4 protein-coding genes are annotated in these 5661 nt (G+C 32.2%); 2 read left to right on the forward strand and 2 right to left on the reverse strand.

Annotated elements, in window-relative coordinates; translation table 11 throughout:
• Positions 1 to 165: 165 nt before the first annotated feature.
• Positions 166 to 1212: a tRNA 2-thiouridine(34) synthase MnmA gene (locus tag A2255_09290; GenBank protein ID OGI18033.1), complete on the reverse strand. Its 1047-nt coding sequence runs from the start codon at positions 1210 to 1212 to the stop codon at positions 166 to 168.
• Positions 1202 to 2194 carry a hypothetical protein gene (locus tag A2255_09295; protein ID OGI18034.1) on the reverse strand — a complete coding sequence of 331 codons (993 nt, stop codon included), beginning with the start codon at positions 2192 to 2194 and terminating at the stop codon, positions 1202 to 1204. Before A2255_09295 ends, A2255_09290 begins: the two co-directional genes overlap by 11 nt.
• A gap of 296 nt (positions 2195 to 2490) precedes the next feature.
• Here A2255_09295 and A2255_09300 point away from each other — a divergent pair, with 296 nt between their 5' ends.
• Complete coding sequence (locus A2255_09300; protein OGI18035.1) at positions 2491 to 3915, forward strand: hypothetical protein; 1425 nt, start codon at positions 2491 to 2493, stop codon at positions 3913 to 3915.
• 101 nt (positions 3916 to 4016) lie between these two features.
• Complete coding sequence (locus A2255_09305) at positions 4017 to 5066, forward strand: AmmeMemoRadiSam system radical SAM enzyme (protein OGI18036.1); 1050 nt, start codon at positions 4017 to 4019, stop codon at positions 5064 to 5066.
• Positions 5067 to 5661: the final 595 nt, after the last annotated feature.

Raw genomic sequence — 5661 nt, forward strand, 5'->3', positions numbered from 1 at the left:
TTGATGAAAAATCTTTGGTTATTTTTGTAGCCTGCTTCCTGTAACCAGCTATTAATCGAGTAAGAAAAAATTCTTACGTATTTTTTCTTACTCGATTAATATATCTTTAGCCAGCAGCCAATAAGTTTATAAGATAAAAACATTCTTATCTTGTCCAATATTGTGCTATTTAATCCAGCCACCACCTATAAGGTATTCATTATTTAAATCATAAAATACGGCTACTTGACCGGGAGTAATTGCAAACTGAGGATTAGTAAATCTAACGATAGCAGAATTATTGTCTTTAGGTATAACTATAGCTTCTTTAGCACTGGAATTATATCTTATTTTAACTAATGCTCTAAATTCGCCACTCTTAAACTCTTCCTGCTGCCAGTTTATATCGTTTACTTCAAGATCAAGTCTTGATATATCATTTAGAAAACCAACATAAACTTCATTTTTATCAGGATGAACTGAAGCAACATATAATGGCTCATTTGCTGCTATACCAATACCTTTTCTCTGCCCAACTGTATATTTATATGCGCCTTTATGCTTCCCTAAAACTTTACCGGTTCTGATATCTATTATATTTCCCTCTTGTTCACCAAATTTTCTCACAAGATATTTTTGAGTCGAATCAGGAGGCTGAATAAAACACACATCCTGACTTTCCTTGCTTTCTGCACAGGGAAGATTATTAGCTCTTGCCAGTTCTCTCACTTCAGATTTAGTTAACTCGGCCAGAGGAAATAAAGTTGTCACAAGATCATCCTGAGTAAGGCTAAATAACATATAAATTTGATCTTTTTTATCATCATTAGCTCTAACTAGCTTGTAATTATCCCCATCCTTGGTTATCCTTGCATAATGACCAGTTGCATATAAATCAGCATTTAAAACCTCGTGAGCATACTTTTTTAGAGCACCCCATTTAATAACTTTATTACATACGACACAAGGATTTGGAGTAAGTCCTTTTTTATAACTTTCCTCAAAGTAATTTATAATACTATTTTTAAAATCATCTCTTAAATCTACACTGTAATGCTTTATACCCAGAATATTGCACACCTGAGCCGCATTTTCTGATGCTATATAAGCATCATCGTGCATTATTCCAGTTATTCCAATAACATCATAACCGTCTTTTTTTAAAAGCAACGCAGCGGTGCTACTATCCACACCTCCACTCATTGCAACTGCAACTGTTTTCTTAGAGCTCATTTAGTACGTAAATTTCCCCTTCATCTGTAATTCTATATTCAGTAACTCCTGACATGCCTGTAAAATCAGGAACCACTTCAAAATACCCCTGACTAACCGCATTTTGTATTATGGAATGATCAATAAGCTGCTTAGTGAAAGTTATAATTTTAGAATTAATTTGCTTTAAAGAATACCTATCAAGCTTTTCATTCTCTTTTAAGTAATATGAGGTTATTAACAAATAATCTATAGGTGATTGAGGATTCTTTTGACTAATTAATTCACCAATTGTGCCAGACTCAGGAGCAGGTTCACTAAAAGCCTCGCTAGACAAATTCGAAATTACTTTTCCGACTTTTTCAGGCAAAGAAGAGACTTTTTCCTGAAGAATATTAAAGAATTTATCATTATTAGTGCTGGTATAATCTTCAGCAGGAACCTCTTCACCCACTAGAACAGCTTTATTATCCTCTATAAGTTCTTTTTTTTCCTCAATTTTATTCTGTACAGCCTGAACTGGTTCAACCAAAATTTCTTCTTTTTTAACCTGTTTTATTTTTTTCGATAATTTATTAATTGCTTCTTCAAGCGCCTTAATCTTATCTATATCAGCTGAATCTAAATCCTCATCAATTAAATCCTGTATTGCAACTTTACTTTTTGAGTCATCAATCTCAATAGATTCAATCACTATTTCTTTTTCTTTTGATTCTTCAACTTCAATAATAACAGGCTTAGGGTCTTCTGACTGAACAATAACTTTCAAATCTTCTACAGGCTTCTGAATTTCTTCAATAACTTCCTGTTCTTTAACAGTGCTTTGTTTTTTATCTAAAGTTTTACTGTTTGGAACTTTTTTAGACTTAACAGGTTTATTTGATGGTAATCCAAGAATATCTCCAAACCACTTTTCTATTTCCTGAGCAATCAGTTCAGAATCAGCTGACTCTAACTCAATAGATAAACTTCCTTTTTTAATGCTAAAGCTATAGTATGCCAATATTAAACCCTTTCCCATTCACGCTAAATAAAAGCACAAAATTAAACTTGTTTTAATATGGTTTCTCTCCATTTTTCAAGTTGTTCTTCAATGAACTTTGAATCATCTGATCTTAACTCGATTTCAACTTCACCCTTTTTTATTTTAAACACGTAGTCACTCATTCCCGACCTCCGTTATTTTTCTCTCTGCTTTATGTACAATTAATATTAACATTATAGAATAAAATAGCATCTCTATCCAAACTTTTTAAAACTTATATCTCGGGTCTTAAACAATACAAGGAGAATTAAACTTTGCAAAAAACAGTAAAATATTATTATATTTTATTTATTATACTTTTAATTAGTGCTTTTTTCTGTAATTTTTCCATGGCCAAAAATATATATGCTGGAAAGGATAAAACAATGAACTTAAATGAACTAAGGCTTTCTCATAAATTAGTTGACTTATTTGTAAAATTAGCTGAAATCCCTTCACCCTCAAGAAAAGAAGGGGATTTATCAGAAAAAATTCTTGAAATATTTAAATCTAACAACATAGATGCAAAATACGATGATTATAGAAACATTATTGCCAAAATTCCAGCATCAAAAGGCTATGAAAATGCGCCCTCATTACTGTTATCTGCACATATGGATGTGGTTGGAGGATCTGAACCTGTAAATATTAGATTATCACAAGATGGTAGATATATAGAAACAGACAAAACAAGAACCCTTGGCGCTGATAATAAAGCTGGTGTTGCAGCAATTCTTGATTTAGCCATAGATATGAGCAAAACAGATTCAGAAATTACGCATGGTCCAATTGAAATTACATTTACACGTGATGAAGAAATGGGAATGACCGGAATTCAAAATTTAGATACATCCAAAATCCATTCTAAATATGCCATTATTGCGGATGGAGAATACTTAGGAGAACATGACTCAGAAGGAGCAGGGTTTATTAATTTATATATTAAAGTATACCAAGGTAAAGGAGGCCACTCTGGAATTAATATAGATGATCCAACAAGAATTAATGCCATCAAGGTATTATCAGAACTTGATACCAGGATCCCTCAGGGAGTTTATAAAAAAGACCCTAAAAGAGGTGTTATTACCTCAATTAATGCCGGTGTAAATACTGGCGGCTCTGCAAATACTTCTATTGCTGAAATAGTAAAAGATGTTTATCAGCTGGCTAAAGACGATAAACCCATTCCGGAAAAATATAATTCTAAAGATATTTTAAATACTATAAATAGAGAATCAGCCCTAAATATTATTAATACGGAAGCCTATCAGACATATTCCATTAGAAGCTCAGAACCTGAAAATGAACAGGAGCTCATTAAATATATAGAAAAACAAGTGGACGAGTTAAACTCGAAATACTCGGGCTTAATCAAAATTGAAATGGAAGCTAAAGTTCACCTTAAGCCTTTTATAAAAAGTGAAGATAAGTTTTTAAGCAATGTTATTGTAAAAGCAGGACAAAAATATAACCTGAATTGCCAGCCAGGATCATTCCATGCCGGAGCTGAAACCCATATATTAGCTAATGAAAAGAAAAATGCTAAAGGAGAAATTTTTATTCCTGTTATAATTGGCCTTGCTAATTTGGAAAATATACACTCAGCTAATGAAAAGATAGACTGGAGCAGCTTTTTAACTGGGAGAAAATGGTTAGAAAATATAGTAGTAAATTTTGCTACAGAAAAGGCAAGTCAGTAATATCAAGATATAAAATTGATTATCTTACCTGCATTCACTACATTCAAGCAAAGTAAACTTTATAAGCAAGAATATTCAATTAAAACTTTGTGGGGTTGATTATGGAATCGAGAAAATTTAACGTAGAACCTTTAATGTGGGAAAAGCAAGATAATAGCTATGTGAAATGCAGCATATGTCATAATAGATGTTTAATTTCTCCTGGATCTACCTCAAGATGCACTTCCAGACTTAATGTTGATGGAGAAATGGAACTGAATACATTCGGACTTATATCCTCATTAGCCGCAGATCCTATTGAAAAGAAACCTCTTTACCATTTTCATCCAGGTACAAAAGTATTTTCAGTAGGAGGTTGGGGTTGCAATTTCACCTGTCTGCATTGCCAAAACTGGCAAATATCGCAACCTACAAAAAAAGAAGAGGAAATTCTCCTTAGACAGGGAATGGGAATTGGTGGATATTGTGTATCACCTCAAGAGCTTGTTGAATTAATTGAAAAAAATGATTGCCAGGGTCTTTCCTGGACTTACAATGAACCTTCAACATGGCTTGAATACACGATAGAATCAGGGAAATTAGCAAAAGAAAAAGGTTATTATACAGCATATGTCACGAATGGTTATATTACACCTGAAGCTTTGGACACAATCGCTCCATATTTAGACGCTTTTAGGGTTGATTTAAAAAGCTTTAGCGATGAGTTTTATACCCATGTTTGCGGCATTAAAAACTGGTGGGGCATTTATGAAACAACTGAACATGCCAAAAATCTGGGACTGCATATAGAAGTGGTTACAAACATTATCCCGACACAAAATGACAGTGAAGAAAATCTAAGAAAAATCGCTCACTGGATAGCAAATAATCTTGGTGAAGACACTCCATGGCATGTGACAAGGTTCTTTCCATACAATAAACTAGAACATTTACCACCTACTCCAATCGAAAAAATCAATAGAGCAGTAGAGATAGGCAAGGAAGAAGGTCTTAATTTTATATATAAAGGCAACGTAGGAGAAAAATCCATAACTAAATGTCCAAGATGTGGAACTACGGCTATAGAAAGAACAGCTATAGTACAAGTTAACACAACTCCCTCAGGGCAATGTACGGTTTGCAGCAGAGATTTAAATATTGATATTACATAATATTAATAAATTATTAATCAGAATTTTACAGTTTTGTTACAACAATCTTATAAATTAGCCTAAATGATAATTTATTTTGACTAGATATTTTTTATACTAATGTATAAGTAACGCATATCCTCATGGTGCATTACTTTATGAGAGAAAAAATGTAAGATTTAACTCTGATAGTAGTTATAGTGAGATATGAATTTGGCAACTGACTTATCAAGCTGCTTTTTAAGATTAAATATGTTTACTGACTTATTCATAAGTCAGTAAAAGTCATACAGGATAATAGGGAGGAATATATCAAGATAAACATATAATAATCAGTTAAAATCCAACACATATTCAACTTATTACACTTTAATAGACTTAATTTAAAATAGAAAAAATCTAAAATCAAAGAAGGAACATTTAAGTAAAAAACAATTCTTCCTTAATATAAAGGGACTTAATGATTTTTACCTTTTCTGTAATTCAAATAGATATGTAAATATTGCTACAGATTTAGTAATAAATCTCTAGAAACTACGTAAAAAATGCTGTATAATATAATTGAGGTAAAAATTAAGTTACAGTTTGCAGAAAAGGAGATCTCAAAGTCATTAAT

The organism is Candidatus Melainabacteria bacterium RIFOXYA2_FULL_32_9 (genome assembly GCA_001784615.1).
GTDB lineage: Bacteria > Cyanobacteriota > Vampirovibrionia > Gastranaerophilales > UBA9579 > UBA9579.